Origin of the sequence: Lutibacter sp. A64, from assembly GCF_022429565.1 — a bacterium.
Classification (GTDB): Bacteria; Bacteroidota; Bacteroidia; order Flavobacteriales; family Flavobacteriaceae; genus Lutibacter.
Genome location: NZ_CP092487.1, coordinates 1,467,921 through 1,486,313 on the forward strand (window position 1 = coordinate 1,467,921; position 18,393 = coordinate 1,486,313).

Consider the following 18,393-nt stretch of genomic DNA (forward strand, 5'->3'; position numbering starts at 1 on the left):
TAGTGTCTTTAATTTTAACTATTTAGTAAATTATATTTTTTACTTAAAGTTTCTATATTTAGACGTTTCTTCAAAAATATGATGTAAAATTCTTTTTTCTTGCTCGTCAAACTCTAAACCCTTTCGCTCTAATACCAAAGTTGCTGTTTCTATAGCTTTTAAGATAGGATATTCTGAAAATCCAGCAGCTCCTCCCCAACTAAATGATGGTGTAAAATTTCGTGGAAAATTACTTCCGTAAACATTAGCACTAACACCTACCACTGTACCTGTATTAAACATAGTATTTATAGCACATTTTGAATGATCTCCCATCATTAAACCACAAAATTGCAATCCAGTTTTAGCAAAACGCTCTGTCTCATAATTCCATAATTTAACTTTAGCATAGTTATTTTTAAGATTTGAGTTATTAGAATCTGCTCCAATATTACACCATTCACCTAATACAGAATTTCCTAAATAACCTTCGTGCCCTTTATTGGAATATGCCATTAAAATACTATTTTTAATTTCACCTCCAACAGTACAATGTGGCCCCACTGTAGTAGCTCCGTATATCTTAGTTCCCATTTTAACCACGCTATCATCTCCTAAACTAAAAGGACCTCTAATAGCTGAGTTTTCCATAACTAAAGAATCTTTGCCAATATAAATTGGACCTGTACTTGCATTTAATGTTGAAAATAAAACTTCGGCACCTTCCTCTATAAAAATATCTTCTCTATTACAAAAGTTTACCCCTTCAGGTATAGGTTGAGATATTCTTCCTTCAGTAATTAAATCAAAATCTAACCTAATTGCTTCATCATTTAAAGAAAATAAATCCCACGTATTTCTAATTTGTAAAACATCTTCTTTAAGATCTATTTGTTCATAGGTTTCAAAATTAACCTCATCTTGATCATCTGTAGTATAAAAGGCTATTATTTCATCATCTTTATAAATCGCCTGATTAACTTTCAAACCTTTAATAATTTCGATTAATGAATTTGTTGGTAAAAATGATGCATTTATCATAATATTCTTATCCATTTCTACCATTGGATATTTTTCTTCTAAATATTCTTCAGTTAACGTAGTGGTGGTAAAACCTAAATGTTTTTCCCATTTTTGACGAATAGTAAGAATTCCAATACGTAAATCTGCAACTGGTTTTGTGTAAGTAAAAGGCAATAATGCTTTACGCACAGAACCGTCATATAAAATATAATTCATTTTTCAAAATAATTTCGACAAAGGTACTGTAAGTTTTATTTTTGCCAAAAAAAATAATTGATTTTATATGGCCTTAATTTTTCTTAAATAAGTATCAATTGTATCTGCAGTATCAAAACAAGCACTTACAGAATTAATTTCAGAACAATATCTAGAATCTATTGCATGGTCTTTACAACCTATTGCATTGATATCTATGTTTTTAAAATTTTCATCAATAGCCACACATTTCTCAAACAATGTTGAAATGGTTTCTTTTGATGTTAATTCTACTTCGTTTTTAATTAAAAAACCTCTCAAATAATTTTCAATAGCAAATTGAGCATTCTTACATATTGAATAAGTTACAATATCTTCAGAAGGCTTAAACAATTCATCTTTTGCTAATTGCAAATTCTTTGTTGCTTCATTAAAAAAAGCTGTTGATCTTGATTTCATATTATTTATGTTTAAAAGGTTTATAAAAAAAGTGCCAGGTATTCTAAATACCCAGCACTTTCTGATTTGTTTTGGTTTATAAATTTTTATAAAGCTCTAATCGCTCCCATTGGATATCTACTTGCTCTTGGGCTCTATCTAATAAGTCTTTTGCCATTTCTGAATTTTCTTTTACAACTCTTGTAAAACGTGTTTCAGAATACATAAACTCTTCTAACGGCGCCGCTGGTGCTTTAGAATCTAATCTAAATTTCTTTCCTTTTTCTTCTAAAGGATTAAATCTAAATAATGGCCAGTAACCTGTTTCAACTGCTTTAGCTTGATGCGCAGCTCCATCTTTTAAATCGTAACCATGTTCACCACAATGTGAGTAAGCTATTATTATTGATGGTCCAGGATATGCTTCAGCTTCTTGAATTGCTTTTAGAGTTTGATTATCTTTGGCTCCAATTGCAATTTGTGCTACATATACATTTCCGTAAGAAACAGCTTGTAATGCTAAACTTTTTTTATTGCTTTGTTTACCTTTCATTGCAAATTTTGCACTTGCTCCTAAAGGGGTAGCTTTTGATGCTTGTCCACCAGTATTAGAATACACTTCAGTATCCATTACTAAGATATTGATATTTTCACCTGAAGCTAATGCGTGATCTACACCACCATAACCAATATCATAAGCCCAACCATCTCCACCAAAAATCCAAACCGCTTTTTTACGTAAGTATTCAGAAAGGTTTCTTAGTTTTTTAGCTTCGTAAGTATCTATTGTATCTAAAATTTCATTTAACTCTGCAATATCATTTATCTTTTCTTCTTTTAAAGCTTCTGTATTTTCAGGGTTTTCAATAATTTTATTTGTTAATGTACTGCCTATAACATTTTCTAAAGATTTTAATAAACTAACCGCTATTTCTTCTTTTTTAGTTAAGGCTAATTTTATACCCAAACCAAATTCGGCATTATCTTCAAATAATGAATTTGCCCAAGCTGGCCCTCTACCATCTTTATTTGTTGTATATGGTGTTGTTGGTAAGTTACCTCCATAAATTGAAGAACAACCTGTAGCATTAGCAACTACCATACTATCTCCGTACAACTGAGTAATCAATTTAATATATGGTGTTTCACCACAACCCGAACAAGCTCCAGAGAACTCAAACAATGGTTGTAAAAATTGAGAACCTTTTACGTTTGTTGTTACTAATTTTGTTCTATCATAATCAGGCAGGTCAATAAAGTAATCCCATTTTTCACTTTCAACTTTTTCTACTTCAGATTTTTTATCTAAATTAATTGCAAACATACCTGCTACTTCTTTACTTTCTGCTGGACAAACTTGAACACAAAGATCACATCCTGTACAATCTTCAGGTGAAACTTGTAAAATGTAACTTTCTGTTTTTCTATCAAATGGTCTTCCTTTTGCTGGAACATGTTTTAATCCGGCTGGAGCATTCTCTAACAATTCATTAGGTACTACTTTTGCCCTAATAGCAGCATGTGGACAAATAGCAACACATTTATTACACTGCGTACAAAGGTCTGCGTCATCCCAAACTGGTACAGCATCTGCAATACCTCGTTTTTCATATTTAGTAGTTCCTGTTGGGAACGTACCATCTGCTGCAAATATACTAACTGGTAACGTATCTCCATTACCTGCTAAAATTGTTCCTAAAACATTTTTCACAAAATCATCTGCATCTTCTGTCATCATTGGCACTAAACCTTCTTCATTTGTTGTATGACAAGGATATTCTACTTTTTGTAAGTTTTCTAGAGATTTATCTACTGCATTAAAGTTCATTTGAACAATTTTATCTCCTTTTTTAGAATACGATTTTACAATTGCTTCTTTAATTTTTTTGATAGCTTCATCTTTTGGAAGCACACCAGAAATTGCGAAGAAACAAGTTTGTAATACTGTATTAGTACGTTTTCCTAAATTAGCTTCTGCTGCAACCTTCGTTGCGTCTATTACATAAAACTCTACATTGTTATCTATAATTCTTTTTTGAACTGCACTTGGCAACTCTGCCCAAATTTTATATTTAGAATGTGGTGTATTTAGTAAGAAAGTACCTCCTTTTTTAATCTTTTTTAAGATATCGTACTCATTTACAAAATTTGGTTGATGACAAGCAATAAAATTCGCTGTACTTATTAAGTATGAAGAATAAATTGGTTCTGGTCCAAAACGTAAATGCGAAACAGTTTGTGCTCCTGCTTTTTTAGAGTCATAAACAAAATAACCTTGTACATGATTATCTGTAGTTTCACCAATAATTTTAATTGAATTTTTATTTGCACCAACAGTACCATCAGATCCTAAACCATAGAACATACAATTAAATGTAGATTTTTTAGTTTCGAATGTTGGTTTGTATTCAATACTTGTATGTGTTACATCATCGTTAATACCAACTGTAAAGTGATTTTTTGGTGAGTTTTTATCAAGTTCATCAAAAATACCTTTAACCATTGCTGGATTAAATTCTTTAGAAGAAAGTCCGTAACGACCACCAACTACAGTTGGCATAGCTTCACCGCTTTCTACATAAGCTGTAACAACATCTAAATATAAAGGTTCTCCAGTACTTCCTGGCTCTTTTGTTCTATCTAATACAGCTACTTTTTTAACTGTTTTTGGCATTTGCTCTATAAAATCAGTTACAGAGAACGGACGGTATAAACGAACAAATAATGCTCCTACTTTTTCTCCCTGTTCTACTAAAGTATCTATAGTTTCTCTTACTGGCCCTTCTCCAGACCCCATAATAACTACAACTTTTTCTGCTTCTGGGTGTCCTAAGTAGTAGAATAAACTATATTTTCTTCCTGTATGTTCGTAGAATTCATCCATTGTTTCTTGAACAATTCTTGGAACTTTTTCGTAATAAGAATTGGCTGCTTCTCTCGCTTGAAAAAATACATCAGGATTTTGAGCAGTACCTCTAATAACTGGATTTTCTGGATTTAAAGCATTTTTCTTATGCTTCATTATATCCTCTTCTGGCATCATAGCCTTAATAACTTCATCTGGAATAGCATCTATTTTTGAAATTTCATGAGATGTTCTAAATCCATCAAAAATATTCATCATTGGAACCTTGCTCTTTAAAGCTGCAACTTGAGCTATTAAAGCAAAATCATGTGCTTCTTGCACAGAACCTCCAAATAACATTGAAAAACCTGTTTGACGAGCAGACATAACATCTGAATGATCACCAAAAATCGATAATGCATGTGTAGCTATTGTTCTTGCCGCAACATGTATTACAGTTGGCAATAATTCTCCTGCCATTTTATACATATTTGGCAACATTAATAACAACCCTTGTGAAGCTGTAAATGTTGTAGTAAGCGCTCCTCCTTGAAGTGACCCGTGAACTGTTCCTGCTGCTCCACCTTCACTTTGCATTTCAATAATTCTTGGAACATCTCCCCAAATATTCTTTTCTCCTTTTGCGCTAAACACATCTACATGTTCTCCCATAGGAGACGCAGGTGTAATTGGATAAATTGCACAAACTTCATTTGTTTTATGTGCTACTCTAGCTACAGCCTCGTTAGCATCACAAATTAATTTCTTCGTTTCTGGTTTCATTTCTTATATTTTATTTATGTAAAATAATTTGTAGAATTTGTTTAAAATGGCTACAAACTATATTAATTATTGATTTAAGTATTGTAAAATTATAAGAATTAACCTAGAGTTATAATGATAAATATCAGTTTAAAAAGATAGCTGATTATTTATAATCATTTTATTTAATAAATATAAGTAATTGAAAATAAAATGGTAAACCAATTTGGTTTACCATTTTAAGAGTTATATGTAACAATCTTAACAGTGCTTTAACACAAGAATATCGCCTTTGTTAAAGACTAAATTATATTAATTAATAAATAATTAAAGTTTCATAATAAAAAGGAGTTAATGCTTTAAAAAATATTTTAAATAGCTATTTTATTCATATAAAAAAGGAATACTATTTATTAATAACTTAAAAAATGCTGCTTAATAACATTCAAAATTCTTTTATTAATTTGTTTAGATGAAGTTTTATAATACATATATTCTTCAAGTGAAAAATGACCTATTATAAACCCCTTTAATTTATTTTTTAATTGATTATCTTTTAATAAAACAGTGGTAATAAATTCATTTTTTTTAAATATGTTCTATCTGTCATATCAAACTTTTGTAAAATGAGATAATTCTGAAAATATTCAAATAACAAACCATTCAACGATTTAATTATTGGGCGTAACATACTATTTTGAAATTTTTCTAGCTCTTTTGTAGTTTCAAAAATAGCTGCAGTTGGTACAAATGATCTTTCTTTCATTTAAAATACACGTATAATTACTCTAAAACAACTGACTCTATAATAAGTTTAAATTTTTCTTGTAGTTTATTTCCAATTAAAAAACTTATCTCTTCTATTGTTAGCTCATTAAAATTTGGCATTTCTAATTGTCTACCTCTAAAAATAGGTGTAAAATCTGTTAGGTCTATTTTAATAGTTTCCCAATCTTCAGCGGTTTGAATATATTGAACATAAGAGTATTGATTAAACCTAGATGGTTTTATTCTAAACTGGTATTTTTTACCGTCACCTTTTAAACGAATTTTAATAGTTTTAAAATTAGAAATATCTAACTTATAAAACCGATGTCTTAATAAAGAAAATCCTCCATTATTTTCTAAAGAGACTTTTCCTTTAAAAACTGCATTTCCATTTTTATTTAACATTACTTCACTAGTAGACTTACCTCCCATTACAACATCATTTACCACACACCAATCATGCAATGTAGTATTTTTATTAAAATTAACTATGGTATGATTTGGATCTAAATTTAAAGTCATAAGTTTCATTATTTTACAATTGGAATTCTTTATTTATTATATTCTCCAAAAAGATTAATTAACTTTTTAGTTCTATAATTAAAAATTTCTGTAAGCTTTGGTTTTACAATAAATGGATGTACTATACGCCCTAAAAAACCAAAAGGAACTTTATAGTCAATAATATCTTCCATTTCTACGCCTCCATCAATTTCTTTAATAAAATGTTTGTGATGCCAAAGTGCATAAGGTCCAAACCGCTGTTCATCTACAAAATAATGTTTATCTACAACGTGCGTAATTTCAGTAACCCAATTGGTTTTAATTCCTAAAATTGGAGTTACAACATATTGTATTATTTGTCCTGCAAACATTGGTTTATCAGCTCCAGTTAAAATATCAAAACTCATATAATCTGGAGTAATTGTTTTTAAATTTGCTGGATTTGACAAAAACTCCCAAGCAACATTAACCGAAATTGGTAATTGTAGTTTAGATGATAATGTATAAACTGTTCCTTTTGTACTAAAATTCATTCTTAATTTTTAAAAAACGCATAAGCATTTAAACTCGTTGCAATTAACAACCACACAAAATAAGGTACTATAAACCAAGTTTTAATTCCTAAACCACTTCCAAATTGAAATAAATAATAACCAACTATTATTGTAAGTAAAATAATATCAATTAATCCTAATCCTATTTGCTGTTGATTGAAAAAAATGAAATTCCAAGCTATATTTAAAACAAATTGAATAAAAAATACCACCCAAAAATAACTTCCTGGTTTTAAAGCTAATAAATGTGCTAAATAAATAGAAAAACAAACCATTATTGTAGTCCAAGCTACACCAAAAAACCATCCTGGCGGAGTCCAAGGAGCTCTGTTTAAATTTAAGTACCAATTAGCTTGTGGACCATTATTAATTAAATAGCCTCCAATTGCCAACGCCCCAAAATTTAACACTAAAAACAGTAGTATATATTGTATATGCGTGCTCACGTTATTTTAAATGATTTGTTATTTTTGAACTCAATGGTTTTGTCATTGAATAATAAAAATCGATATAATTTCCTTCTTCATCAACTAAATACTTTTGAAAATTCCACTTTACTGAAGAACTTTTAACGCCATTTAGTTCTTTTTTAGTTAACCAAGCGTATAATGGATGTTGATTCTCTCCCTTAACATTAACTTTTTCTGTCATTAAAAAAGTAACTCCATAATTAACTTCACAAAAAGATTTAATCTCCGTAAGAGTACCTGGTTCTTGTCCACCAAACTGATTACAAGGAACTCCAATTACCACTAACTTATCTTTATAGGTTGTATACAATTTTTCTAAATCTTCATACTGCCCTGTAAAACCACATTCTGACGCTGTGTTTACAAACAATATCTTTTTTCCCTTAAAATCTTCTAAATTTATTGCTTCTCCATCAATACTATTAATTGAAATGTTGTATAAAGACGCTTGTTGATTTTTTTCCATTTTAGTTAAGTTTGTTTCTTTCATAAAAAATACCGAAAGTATTACACTAATTATTACACCTGTTATTTTCATTATTTTAATTTGTTATTATAATTTATTTTTAAATTTAATCTTTTTTAATTTATTTGAAGCCTAATTACATTTATATTAAAGCTGACTTCACCGTTTCTAAATAACGTACACGCGCAAATTTATGTTCTACAATTTCAGGAATGTTTTTATAATTTAAATTCCATTTTTTGATGTATTTAAAATCTGGGTCAAATTTTTGCTGTTGTGTTGTTGGATTAAAAACTCTAAAATAAGGTGCAGAATCACAACCTGTACCAGCAACCCACTGCCAATTTCCATTATTAGCAGCTAAATCATAATCTAATAATTTTTCAGCAAAATACGCTTCTCCCCAACGCCAATCTATTAATAAGTGCTTATTTAAAAAACTAGCAACTATCATTCGTACGCGATTATGCATATACCCTGTTTTATTTAATTCTCGCATACCAGCATCTACAATTGGATAGCCTGTGTTTCCCTCGCACCACATTTTAAACTCTTCCTCATTATTTCTCCAAGGAATAAAATTATACTTCGCTTTAAAATTTTCATTGACAACTTTTGGAAAATGATGCAGAATTTGCATAAAAAACTCCCTCCAAATAAGCTCGTTACAATACGTTTCGTTTTTAGATTGCGCATATTTAAATAATTTACGCGTGCTTATAAGTCCGAACCTTAAATAAACAGAATTATTTGAAGTATTAACACTCGGCAAATCCCTAAAATTTTGATAATCTAAAATTGCATTTTTATTTATTGATCTTACTTTTATATTACTTTCAGTAAAGCCAATATCTTTTAATGAAGGAAAATTAAAACTGTCATTTATAAAATTTTCTTTAAATTCTTCAGAAGGAAATAAATTTAATTTTTGAGAATTATATAAATCCCACCATTTATTTTTATAAGGCGTGTAAACTGTATAGGGTTTTCCATCAGCTTTTACAAGCTCATCTGCTTCAAAAATAACTTGATCTTTATACGAATGTACTTCAATATTATTTTTAACACATAAATTTCTTATTTCAGCATCTCTTTTAGCTGCATAAGGCTCATAATCTTTATTGAAAAAAACTTTTTTTATGTTGAATTCATTCAAAAGTGCTTTCCAAACATCAAGAACTTCTCCTTTTTTAATGCATAACGACGATTTACTCTCTACTAATTCAGTATTTATTTTACTTAAAGTATCATGAATAAAATTAACTCTAGCATCATCTTTTGGCAATTCATTTAAAATAGCTTGATCAAAAATAAAAATTGGTAATACTGGATATTTAGAATTCAATGCGTAATACAATGCAGAATTATCATGCAGTCTTAAATCTCTTCGAAACCAAAAAACTGAAATTTCTTGTTTATCCATTGTTACTTTTTATCAATTTTTAGTTTAAATTTTTCAATCAAAATTACAGCTGTATACAACATACTAAATGCGTAAAAAGCGTCTTCTAGCGGAACAGTTCCAATTCTAATTCCTAAATTCTCTAAATTGTTATACCATACAACTTGCTCTTCTATAAAACTACCAGTTAATAGACCATTAACTATAAAAAACGGAATTAGTACAACTAAAAATGTTATATAAAATGAATTTAAATTAGTATCCTTACCCAGTAATGCATAACATAAAAGTACTGAAAATACCGAAAAGTTTATTAATGTATACCATTTATCGTAATTAAAAATCACAATAGAAATAGCTATTAGCAACAACACTATTGTTATATATTTAGTCGTTTTTTTTGAAAATGCCAACTTTGGAAAAAAATGTAACAATGCGTAATGCGTAAAAATACTTGCATATGGAATACAAAAAAAGAACAACACCTCTTCTAAAGGTAGATTAAAAATGGTTGGTCCTAATAAATAGGTTGGATTAAATCCCCAAACACCAATATTTGTAAACCAAATATCCCATATTAAAAATGGAATTGCAACAATTAATATTGCCAAAAACACAGACTTCCAATATTGTATAAACCTCATTTTCTTTTGAAAACTATACAAAAATGGCACCGAAAAGGAAGCTATATTAATTATAAGGTACAAAGAACTCATATTTTATAGTATTTAAAAGGAACAAACAACATTCCAAAACATTCACCTTTTTCTTTTCCTAAATGTTTATGATGCATTTTATGGGCTTTTCGCAAACCAATTAAATACTTATTAGTGGTTTTATTAAACCATTTAAAACGCTTGTGAATTAAAACATCGTGTACTAAAAAATAAGCTATTCCATACAATAAAATACCTAAACCAATAAAAAACATATAGTTTAAACCTCCTTCTACTCCAAAATAAAATAATGCAATACTTGGAATTGCAAAAATTACAAAAAACACATCATTTCTCTCAAACCAATTTTGATATCTTGGTTGGTGATGATCTTCGTGCAAATACCACAAAAATCCATGCATAACATATTTATGCGTTAACCAAGTAACACATTCCATCAATAAAAAAGTAACTATTGTAATTAATGGAAATATCATATTTTATTTAATATTTGATTGATTTTATTTTTTTCTACTTCAGTTAAATCATTTACTAACAACATCGTTTTTAACATTTTAATCTTAAAGCTAACAGCTAAATCGGCACCTATTAACTGAGTTAAAATAAAATTAAAATCTTCTTCAATATTTTTATTGTAACCTAAAAAACTAGGTATTTGCTTTTGCATTAAAAAACGTATGTATCTAATTTCTACTACAGCTGTATTTTCAGAAATAGCTTTATCTAGTTGTTTTTTTCCTTGTTTAAAAAATTTATACTTCGAAAACGGGCTTTTAGCAAAACGTGATTTCATTAAAACCATAGCGGCATAATAACCTTTAGTTTCAGCTGAATTATCACTTTTTAAGCTAACTCTAAATTTATCTGCTTGCTCTAAAGACTCAATATTTGGAAATTGATATCTAACTTCTTCAAGCGGAGACTCCGTATTGAATGAAATTAAAAAAAACACAATTAACCCTAGATATTTCATTATAGTAAATTTAATTTATAAACAACAAAAGATTTAGCCAATAAACTCAATTTTAAAGGATTAGAAACACGAATTCGCGTGTTTAAAATTTCTTTTGAAGGAGTATCATTTAATTTATTTAATAACCTTTTGTAGTACACATAAGCTGTATACACTCCAAATTTTGCCTCTAATGGTAATTTTTTTATACCTTCTAAAGCATCTTTAAAATCCGCTTCAACATCTAATATAATTTCGGTTTTTTCTTCGGTAGTTAACTCTTTTAAATTTACACCAGGAAAATAAGACCGATTTAATAACTCAAAATCATCTTTTAAATCACGCAAAAAATTAACCTTTTGAAAAGCTGAACCCAATTTCATTGCAGAAAATTTTAATTCATCGTATTTTTCAGTATCACCATTTACAAAAACCTTTAAACACATTAAACCAACAACATCGGCAGAACCATAAATATAATTAGTATACTCTTCTACTGTATTATACATTTCTTTATTTAAATCTGCTTTCATACTCTTTAAAAATGACTGGATTAAGTCGTCTGTAATATTGTATTTTTTTACTGTTTGTTGAAAACTGTTTAAAATTGGATTTAAACTAATATCATACTTATGTGCCTTGTAATAATCTGCTTCAAACTCATTTAATAAAACCTCTTTTTCATAAGTGTGAAAAGAATCTACAATTTCATCTGCAAAACGAACAAATGCATAAATACTATAAATTGCCTCTCTAATTTTAGGCGACAACATATAAACTGCTAGTGAAAATGAAGTACTGTAATTTTTAGTAACAATTTTACTGCATTTAAATGATGTTTCATCATATAATCGTTTCATTTTTATTATTTTTTTAGTTAGTAGTAGTTTTATTTTGAAGTATTTATTACCATATCTGAAACAATTTTCCCAGAAATTATAGCTGGTGGAACTCCAGGACCAGGAACTGTTAACTGACCTGTAAAAAATAAATTTTCAACTTTTTTACTTTTAATTTTTGGTCTTAAAAATGCAGTTTGAAATAGCGTATTTGCCAAGCCATACGCATTTCCTTTGTACGAATTATAGTCAGAAACAAAATCGTTAACACAATACGATTCTTTAAATAACACTTGATCTTTTAAATCTTGTCCTGTTAGATGTTCTAGACGTTCCATAATCTTTAAAAAATATTCTTCACGAACTTCAGGAACATCGGTTAACCCAGGAGCTATCGGAATTAAAAAAGTTGCAGCCTCTTTTGAATCTGGAGCAAAACTAGCATCCGTTATACTTGAAAAACTAGCATAAAAAAGTGGATCTTTTGGCCATTTTGGCGTATCATAAATATCTTCTGCATGTACATCAAAACTTGTATCGAAAAATAATGTATGATGTGCTACATTTTTAATTTTTTTATTAAAACCAACGTAAAATAGCAATGCTGAAGGTGCAAATGTTTTTTTATTCCAAAATTTCTCTGAATACACTCTATAGTTCGCATCTAATAATGTTTCGGTATGATGGTAGTCTGCACCACTAATTACTATATCGGATTTAATAAAATACCCATTAGAAACAACCCCTTTAATTTCACCTTTTTCAACTACAATTTTTTCAACATTTTGGTCTGTAAAAATTTTCACTCCTAAATCTTTGGCTAATTTTACAAAACCATTTACAACCTCATACATACCTCCTTTTGGATGCCAAGTACCTAAACCAAAATCAGCATAATTCATAAAATTATAGAAACTTGGTGTATTTGAAGGTTTTGCCCCTAAAAACAATACCGGAAACTCTAATATTTGTTGAAGCTTAGAACTTTTAATTTTTTTTCGAACAGCTGAACTTATAGATGTAAAAAACTGATTCGCTTTTGTTAAAGTTGTAAAATTTATCAACTCTGTAATCGACTCCCCTGGTTTATATACCAAGTCGTTAATAGCAACTTCATAATTAAATTTTGCTGAATCTAAAAAGGATTTCAAATGCTTAGAACTCCCTGGCTCTTCCTTTTCAAAAACATCAAATATTTCATTTAATGTACCTGGAACGGTGATCGAATCCTCTTTACCAAAATACACTTGGTAAGCCGGACTTAATTTTTCTAACTGGTAAAAATCTGACGGTTTTTTATCAAAATCTTTAAAAAATTTCTCAAAAACATCTGGCATCCAATACCAAGTTGGTCCCATATCAAATTTAAAACCATCTTTTTCAAATTTTCTTGCTCTACCTCCTACTGAGGTATTTTTCTCTAGAATAGTAACATTATAACCCGCTTTTGCTAGATAGCAAGCGGAAGATAGTGATGAAAACCCTGAACCTATTATTAATATATCTCTCATTTGTTTAACAAATATACGTATTTATTAAACAAAATCAAGTTTGTTTACTATTTTTTATAATTCTTTTAACAAAAAATCGATAGATTCAAAGGTTTTTACATTTAAAAATTTTATTTTCTCTTCAAATTCATTTAATTTTCTCCCTAACAACCAAAGCTCACTATCAGTATCTAACAAAACGGTGTCTTTCACCTCATCAACATATTCTTTTATTGAAGTTTTAGAAGGTTCTACTGTTAAATAACTAATAAAACATATATTATTATACACCTTTTGAACATCATTTAAATTAGCAATAGGCACACTTTGCCCTAAATAAATTGATTGATACCCATGCAATAATAACTCGAAATGCAAATACAACAATCCCAATTCATGAATTTCATTCATTGGAAGGTATAACACAAATATTTTATCATAATTGGTAGGTGACGACAACTGCAATCTCTCAATATTAATATGTATTTTTTGTTTTACAAGGTTTGAAATAAAATGTTCATGCGCAGGAGTAATAGAATTTACTTGCCATAAAAGACCAATTTCATTTAAAAAAGGAAGAAATACATCTTTAAAAACAGTTCTTAATGAAGATTGCGCTATTAAATTGTTATAAGTAACATTAAATAAATTTTCATCAAAATTAAGCATTGCCAGTTTTAATGAATTTGAAGCCTGTGTATCAACACCATTTTTAGCCACTAACTCACGTACACTTGCATTAAGTTTAGATTCAGGTAATTCAGCTATTTTAGAAATTTTTAATCCATTTGCATTTAAAAGCGCAACATTTAACAACTTCTGCAAATTATTAATATTATAATATCGAATATTAGATTCTGTTCTATTTGGCTTTAGAATGTTATATCTTTTTTCCCAAATTCTAATAGTATGCGCTTTAATTCCTGAGAAGTTCTCAAGATCTTTAATTGTAAATTCTGATTTAATATTGTTCAATGTAATTTCCTTTTGTTTAAACAAATATACACCTTAAATTTATTAAAACAAAACATCGCTTTAGATTAAACCATTTTACTTTATCAATGTCAAATTATTGTTTTAAATACTATAATTATGAAAATTAAAAAACCTACAGTAAATTTTATCATCAACGCTTTAATGTTTTTTTGTTTATCCGCAGTTGCAAGCACTGGTTTACTAATTAAATACAGACTCGCTTCTGGACAAGAACAAATGGTTAAATACGGAAATAAAGTTCACCTTTCTTTATTTGGAATGGACAGACATGATTGGGGAGAAATTCACCTTATAATTGGATATATTTTAATTGGGCTTCTCCTACTCCATATTATTTTACACTGGAAAATTATTGTTAGTGTTTATAAAAAATTAAGTCAAAAAAAACCAACTACTAAACTTATCATATTTTCTTTCATTACTATTTGTTTTTTAATTATTATAATTCCTTTTATTGCAAATGTTGATACAACTAGATTGAATAACAACACTAAAACTGAAAGGTTACATTTACATCAAAAACGAAATAATTAATAAATCTATTGTACAAAAAAAGCCTTTACTTACAAGAAGTAAAGACTTTTTTAAATTATTATTTATAGATAATCTATTTATTTAAATACATTTTTCTACGAGAATATAATTCATAAAATTGATCGTCTTTTAAACTATCAATAAACAAAATACTTTCACCTGTAGATTTCATTTCAGGTCCTAATTTTTTATCTACATTAGGGAATTTATTAAATGAAAATACTGGTTGTTTTATAGCAAAACCTTCTAATTTAGGATTAAAATTAAAATCTTTTACTTTTTTATCACCCAACATTACTTTTGTAGCATAATTTACATAAGGTTCTTGATAAGCTTTTGCTATAAATGGCACTGTTCTAGAGGCTCTAGGATTTGCTTCAATTATATAAACAATATCATCTTTTACTGCGAACTGAATATTTATTAGCCCAACAGTTTTTAAGGCTAGCGCTATTTTTTTAGTATGATCTTTAATTTGTTGCATTACAAATTCACCCAAATTAAATGGTGGCAAAGTGGCATTTGAATCTCCTGAATGCACTCCACAAGGTTCAATATGTTCCATAATACCGATAATGTATACATCTTCACCATCACAAATAGCATCTGCTTCAGCTTCAACCGCTCCATCTAAATAATGATCTAACAACAACATATTATTAGGAATACTTCTTAATAAAGACACAACATGTTTCTCTAATTCTTCTTTATTAATTACAATTTTCATTCCTTGACCACCTAATACATAAGAAGGACGCACTAAAATTGGAAAATCTAAATTATCAGCAATTGCAGAGGCTTCATCTGCAGTATTTGCAGTTCCATATTTAGGGAAAGGAATATCTAAATCAACTAATAATTCAGAAAAACGCTTTCTATCCTCAGCTAAATCTAAAGCTTCAAAACTAGTTCCTATAATTTTTACACCCCATTTTTCTAATTTCTCAGCAAGTTTTAATGCTGTTTGTCCACCTAATTGCACAATTACACCTTCAGGTTTTTCGTGCTCAATTATATCATAAATATGTTCCCAAAATACTGGCTCAAAGTATAATTTATCTGCAGTATCAAAATCTGTTGAAACAGTTTCTGGATTACAGTTAATCATAATTGTTTCGTAACCAGCTTCTTTAGCAGCTAATACTCCGTGTACACAACAATAATCAAATTCAATTCCCTGTCCAATTCTATTCGGTCCAGAACCCAGTACTATTATCTTCTTTTTATCTGTTACAACACTTTCATTATCTGCTTTTTTAACTCCTTCTGGAGAAATCATCTTGTTTTCGAAAGTAGAGTAATAATAAGGAGTTTGTGCACTAAATTCTGCAGCACAAGTATCAACCAATTTGTAAACACGATTAATATGTAACTCGGTTCGCTTCGCTTTTACTTCACTTTCTAAACAACCTAACATATGTGCTATTTGCCTATCTGCAAAACCTTTTTGTTTTGCTTCTAACAATAATTCATAAGATAATGTTGCTAATTTATTTGTTGAAATTTCGTTTTCTAACGCTAATAATTCTTCGTATTGCTTTAAATACCAATAATCAATTTTTGTGATTTCATGAATTCTACTTAATGGAATTCCCATTTGAATTGCATCATAAATTACAAAAACTCTATCCCAACTTGCTTTGGTTAATTTCTTAATAATAGCATCATAACTTTTTTCACCTTTACCATCTGCACCTAAACCATTACGTTTAATTTCTAATGACTGTGTAGCTTTATGCAATGCTTCTTGAAACGAACGCCCAATACCCATTACCTCTCCAACAGACTTCATTTGTAAACCTAAAGTTCTATCACTTCCTTCAAACTTATCAAAATTCCAACGTGGTATTTTTACAATTACATAATCTAATGTTGGCTCAAATAAAGCGGAAGTTGTTTTGGTTATTTGATTGTCTAATTCATCTAAATGATAACCAATTGCTAATTTAGCAGCTATTTTTGCAATAGGATATCCTGTTGCTTTTGATGCCAATGCAGATGAACGTGAAACACGTGGATTGATTTCAATTGCAATAATATCTTCTTTTTCATCTGGACTTACAGCAAACTGCACATTACAACCGCCAGCAAAATCTCCAATTGAACGCATCATATGTATTGCCATATCACGCATTTTCTGAAAAGTTTTATCACTTAATGTCATTGCTGGTGCAACAGTAATTGAATCTCCAGTATGAATTCCCATTGGATCCATATTTTCAATAGTACATATAATTACTACATTATCATTTCTATCTCTCAACAATTCTAACTCATATTCTTTCCAACCCAACAAAGCTTTATCAATAATAACTTCATGAATTGGTGAAGCTTCTAAACCTCTACTTAATAAATCGTCAAAATCTTCTTTGTCATATACTATTGAAGCTCCAAAACCTCCTAAAGTAAATGACGGACGAATTACTAAAGGAAACCCATATTCTTGAGCAATTTCTTTACCTTTTAAAAAAGATGTTGCAGTTGTAGAAGGCGCTTGTCCTACTCCAATCTCAATCATTAATTTTCTAAATTGCTCTCTATCTTCAGTAATATTAATAGCATCAATATCAACACCAATTAATTCAACATTAAAATCTTCCCAAATACCTTTTTCATCAGCTTCAATACATAAATTTAATGCCGTTTGTCCACCCATTGTTGGCAAAACAGCATCTATATTTGGATGTATTTTTAAAATTTCTATAATAGATTTTGTAGTTAATGGTTTTAAATAAACATTATCGGCTAAAGAAGGATCTGTCATAATTGTAGCCGGATTTGAATTTATTAAGGTAACTTCAATCCCTTCTTCTTTTAATGATCTAATTGCTTGTGAACCAGAGTAATCAAATTCACACGCTTGGCCTATAATTATTGGTCCAGACCCAATAATTAAAATTGATTTAATGTTTGTATTTTTTGGCATTTGGTAATATTAATTAATAATTTGGTAAATATCTAATAAATTCATTTTTTATAAAAAAATAGTTTTCAAAACTTATCAAAAGGTCATAAAAAAAGGTGTTACTAAAAAAAAGTAACACCTCATATATAAAACTATTGTTTCATTATTTTTTTGGTCTTGAATCAGAAGAAACACTTAATCTTTTTCTTCCTTTAGCTCTTCTTCTTGCTAAAACTTTTCTACCAGTTGCAGATGCCATACGCTCTCTAAAACCATGTTTGTTTCTTTTCTTTCTCTTTGAAGGCTGAAATGTTCTTTTACTCATTACAAATATCTTTAAAAATCGTGTTTCTTTTTTTCTTAATTTACTTTTAGAAGATGTCTCCTTGAAAGCGTTGGCAAATATACAAATCCTTTTATATTTGACAAACAGATTTTTAAAAAAAATAAAAAATAATATTCATTAGTAAATCTCACAGCTTCTCAAGGTAATAAATATAGGCTTTCTACATATTCTAAATATTATAAAAAATACTGACTTTTAAAGAAAAACTAAACATTTAGCTTTGTAAGAAACACTTTTTTTGAAAAGAA

18 protein-coding genes are annotated in these 18,393 nt (G+C 28.9%); 1 reads left to right on the forward strand and 17 read right to left on the reverse strand.

Annotated elements, in window-relative coordinates; translation table 11 throughout:
* Positions 1-39: 39 nt before the first annotated feature.
* From MKD41_RS06195 to MKD41_RS06265, 15 genes are all read right to left on the reverse strand, one after another.
* Positions 40-1,218: a GlmU family protein gene (locus MKD41_RS06195; RefSeq protein ID WP_240244572.1), complete on the reverse strand. Its 1,179-nt coding sequence runs from the start codon at positions 1,216-1,218 to the stop codon at positions 40-42.
* Between the two features lie 63 nt (positions 1,219-1,281).
* Entirely contained in the window at positions 1,282-1,656 is a 375-nt protein-coding gene (locus MKD41_RS06200; RefSeq protein WP_240244573.1) for a HEPN domain-containing protein, read from the reverse strand.
* A 76-nt stretch (positions 1,657-1,732) separates the two neighbouring features.
* On the reverse strand, positions 1,733-5,263 hold the full coding sequence (gene nifJ / locus MKD41_RS06205) for a pyruvate:ferredoxin (flavodoxin) oxidoreductase (RefSeq protein WP_240244574.1): 3,531 nt from the start codon (positions 5,261-5,263) through the stop codon (positions 1,733-1,735).
* Positions 5,264-5,798: 535 nt separating this feature from the next.
* Positions 5,799-6,008: a hypothetical protein gene (locus tag MKD41_RS06210; RefSeq protein WP_240244575.1), complete on the reverse strand. Its 210-nt coding sequence runs from the start codon at positions 6,006-6,008 to the stop codon at positions 5,799-5,801.
* 17 nt (positions 6,009-6,025) lie between these two features.
* Positions 6,026-6,532 carry a CIA30 family protein gene (locus MKD41_RS06215; protein WP_240244576.1) on the reverse strand — a complete coding sequence of 169 codons (507 nt, stop codon included), beginning with the start codon at positions 6,530-6,532 and terminating at the stop codon, positions 6,026-6,028.
* Positions 6,533-6,561: 29 nt separating this feature from the next.
* Positions 6,562-7,047, reverse strand: a complete 486-nt coding sequence (locus MKD41_RS06220) for an SRPBCC family protein (RefSeq protein ID WP_240244577.1) — start codon at positions 7,045-7,047, stop codon at positions 6,562-6,564.
* A 2-nt stretch (positions 7,048-7,049) separates the two neighbouring features.
* Positions 7,050-7,514, reverse strand: coding sequence for a TspO/MBR family protein (locus MKD41_RS06225; protein ID WP_240244578.1), 465 nt, complete (start codon positions 7,512-7,514; stop codon positions 7,050-7,052).
* A 1-nt stretch (position 7,515) separates the two neighbouring features.
* Positions 7,516-8,028, reverse strand: coding sequence for a glutathione peroxidase (locus tag MKD41_RS06230; RefSeq protein WP_240245010.1), 513 nt, complete (start codon positions 8,026-8,028; stop codon positions 7,516-7,518).
* A gap of 118 nt (positions 8,029-8,146) precedes the next feature.
* Complete coding sequence (locus tag MKD41_RS06235) at positions 8,147-9,427, reverse strand: cryptochrome/photolyase family protein (RefSeq protein ID WP_240244579.1); 1,281 nt, start codon at positions 9,425-9,427, stop codon at positions 8,147-8,149.
* Positions 9,428-9,429: 2 nt separating this feature from the next.
* Positions 9,430-10,122: a lycopene cyclase domain-containing protein gene (locus MKD41_RS06240; RefSeq protein WP_240244580.1), complete on the reverse strand. Its 693-nt coding sequence runs from the start codon at positions 10,120-10,122 to the stop codon at positions 9,430-9,432.
* On the reverse strand, positions 10,119-10,559 hold the full coding sequence (locus MKD41_RS06245; protein WP_240244581.1) for a sterol desaturase family protein: 441 nt from the start codon (positions 10,557-10,559) through the stop codon (positions 10,119-10,121). The genes MKD41_RS06240 and MKD41_RS06245 overlap by 4 nt, the downstream gene beginning before the upstream one ends.
* Positions 10,556-11,056 carry a hypothetical protein gene (locus MKD41_RS06250; protein WP_240244582.1) on the reverse strand — a complete coding sequence of 167 codons (501 nt, stop codon included), beginning with the start codon at positions 11,054-11,056 and terminating at the stop codon, positions 10,556-10,558. Before MKD41_RS06250 ends, MKD41_RS06245 begins: the two co-directional genes overlap by 4 nt.
* The gene (locus tag MKD41_RS06255) at positions 11,056-11,895 is read right to left on the reverse strand and encodes a phytoene/squalene synthase family protein (RefSeq protein ID WP_240244583.1); all 840 of its coding nucleotides are present in this window, start codon (positions 11,893-11,895) and stop codon (positions 11,056-11,058) included. The genes MKD41_RS06250 and MKD41_RS06255 overlap by 1 nt, the downstream gene beginning before the upstream one ends.
* A 29-nt stretch (positions 11,896-11,924) precedes the next feature.
* Positions 11,925-13,385, reverse strand: coding sequence for a phytoene desaturase family protein (locus tag MKD41_RS06260; RefSeq protein ID WP_240244584.1), 1,461 nt, complete (start codon positions 13,383-13,385; stop codon positions 11,925-11,927).
* A gap of 54 nt (positions 13,386-13,439) precedes the next feature.
* On the reverse strand, positions 13,440-14,339 hold the full coding sequence (locus MKD41_RS06265; protein ID WP_240244585.1) for a MerR family transcriptional regulator: 900 nt from the start codon (positions 14,337-14,339) through the stop codon (positions 13,440-13,442).
* A gap of 117 nt (positions 14,340-14,456) precedes the next feature.
* Here MKD41_RS06265 and MKD41_RS06270 point away from each other — a divergent pair, with 117 nt between their 5' ends.
* Positions 14,457-14,894 carry a DUF4405 domain-containing protein gene (locus tag MKD41_RS06270; RefSeq protein WP_240244586.1) on the forward strand — a complete coding sequence of 146 codons (438 nt, stop codon included), beginning with the start codon at positions 14,457-14,459 and terminating at the stop codon, positions 14,892-14,894.
* Between the two features lie 73 nt (positions 14,895-14,967).
* Here the strand turns inward: MKD41_RS06270 and carB are convergent, their stop codons facing one another.
* Positions 14,968-17,820, reverse strand: coding sequence for a carbamoyl-phosphate synthase large subunit (gene carB / locus MKD41_RS06275; RefSeq protein ID WP_240244587.1), 2,853 nt, complete (start codon positions 17,818-17,820; stop codon positions 14,968-14,970).
* Between the two features lie 142 nt (positions 17,821-17,962).
* A complete protein-coding gene (gene rpmH, locus MKD41_RS06280) occupies positions 17,963-18,124 on the reverse strand; it encodes a 50S ribosomal protein L34 (protein ID WP_240244588.1) in 162 nt (53 codons plus the stop codon).
* Positions 18,125-18,393: the final 269 nt, after the last annotated feature.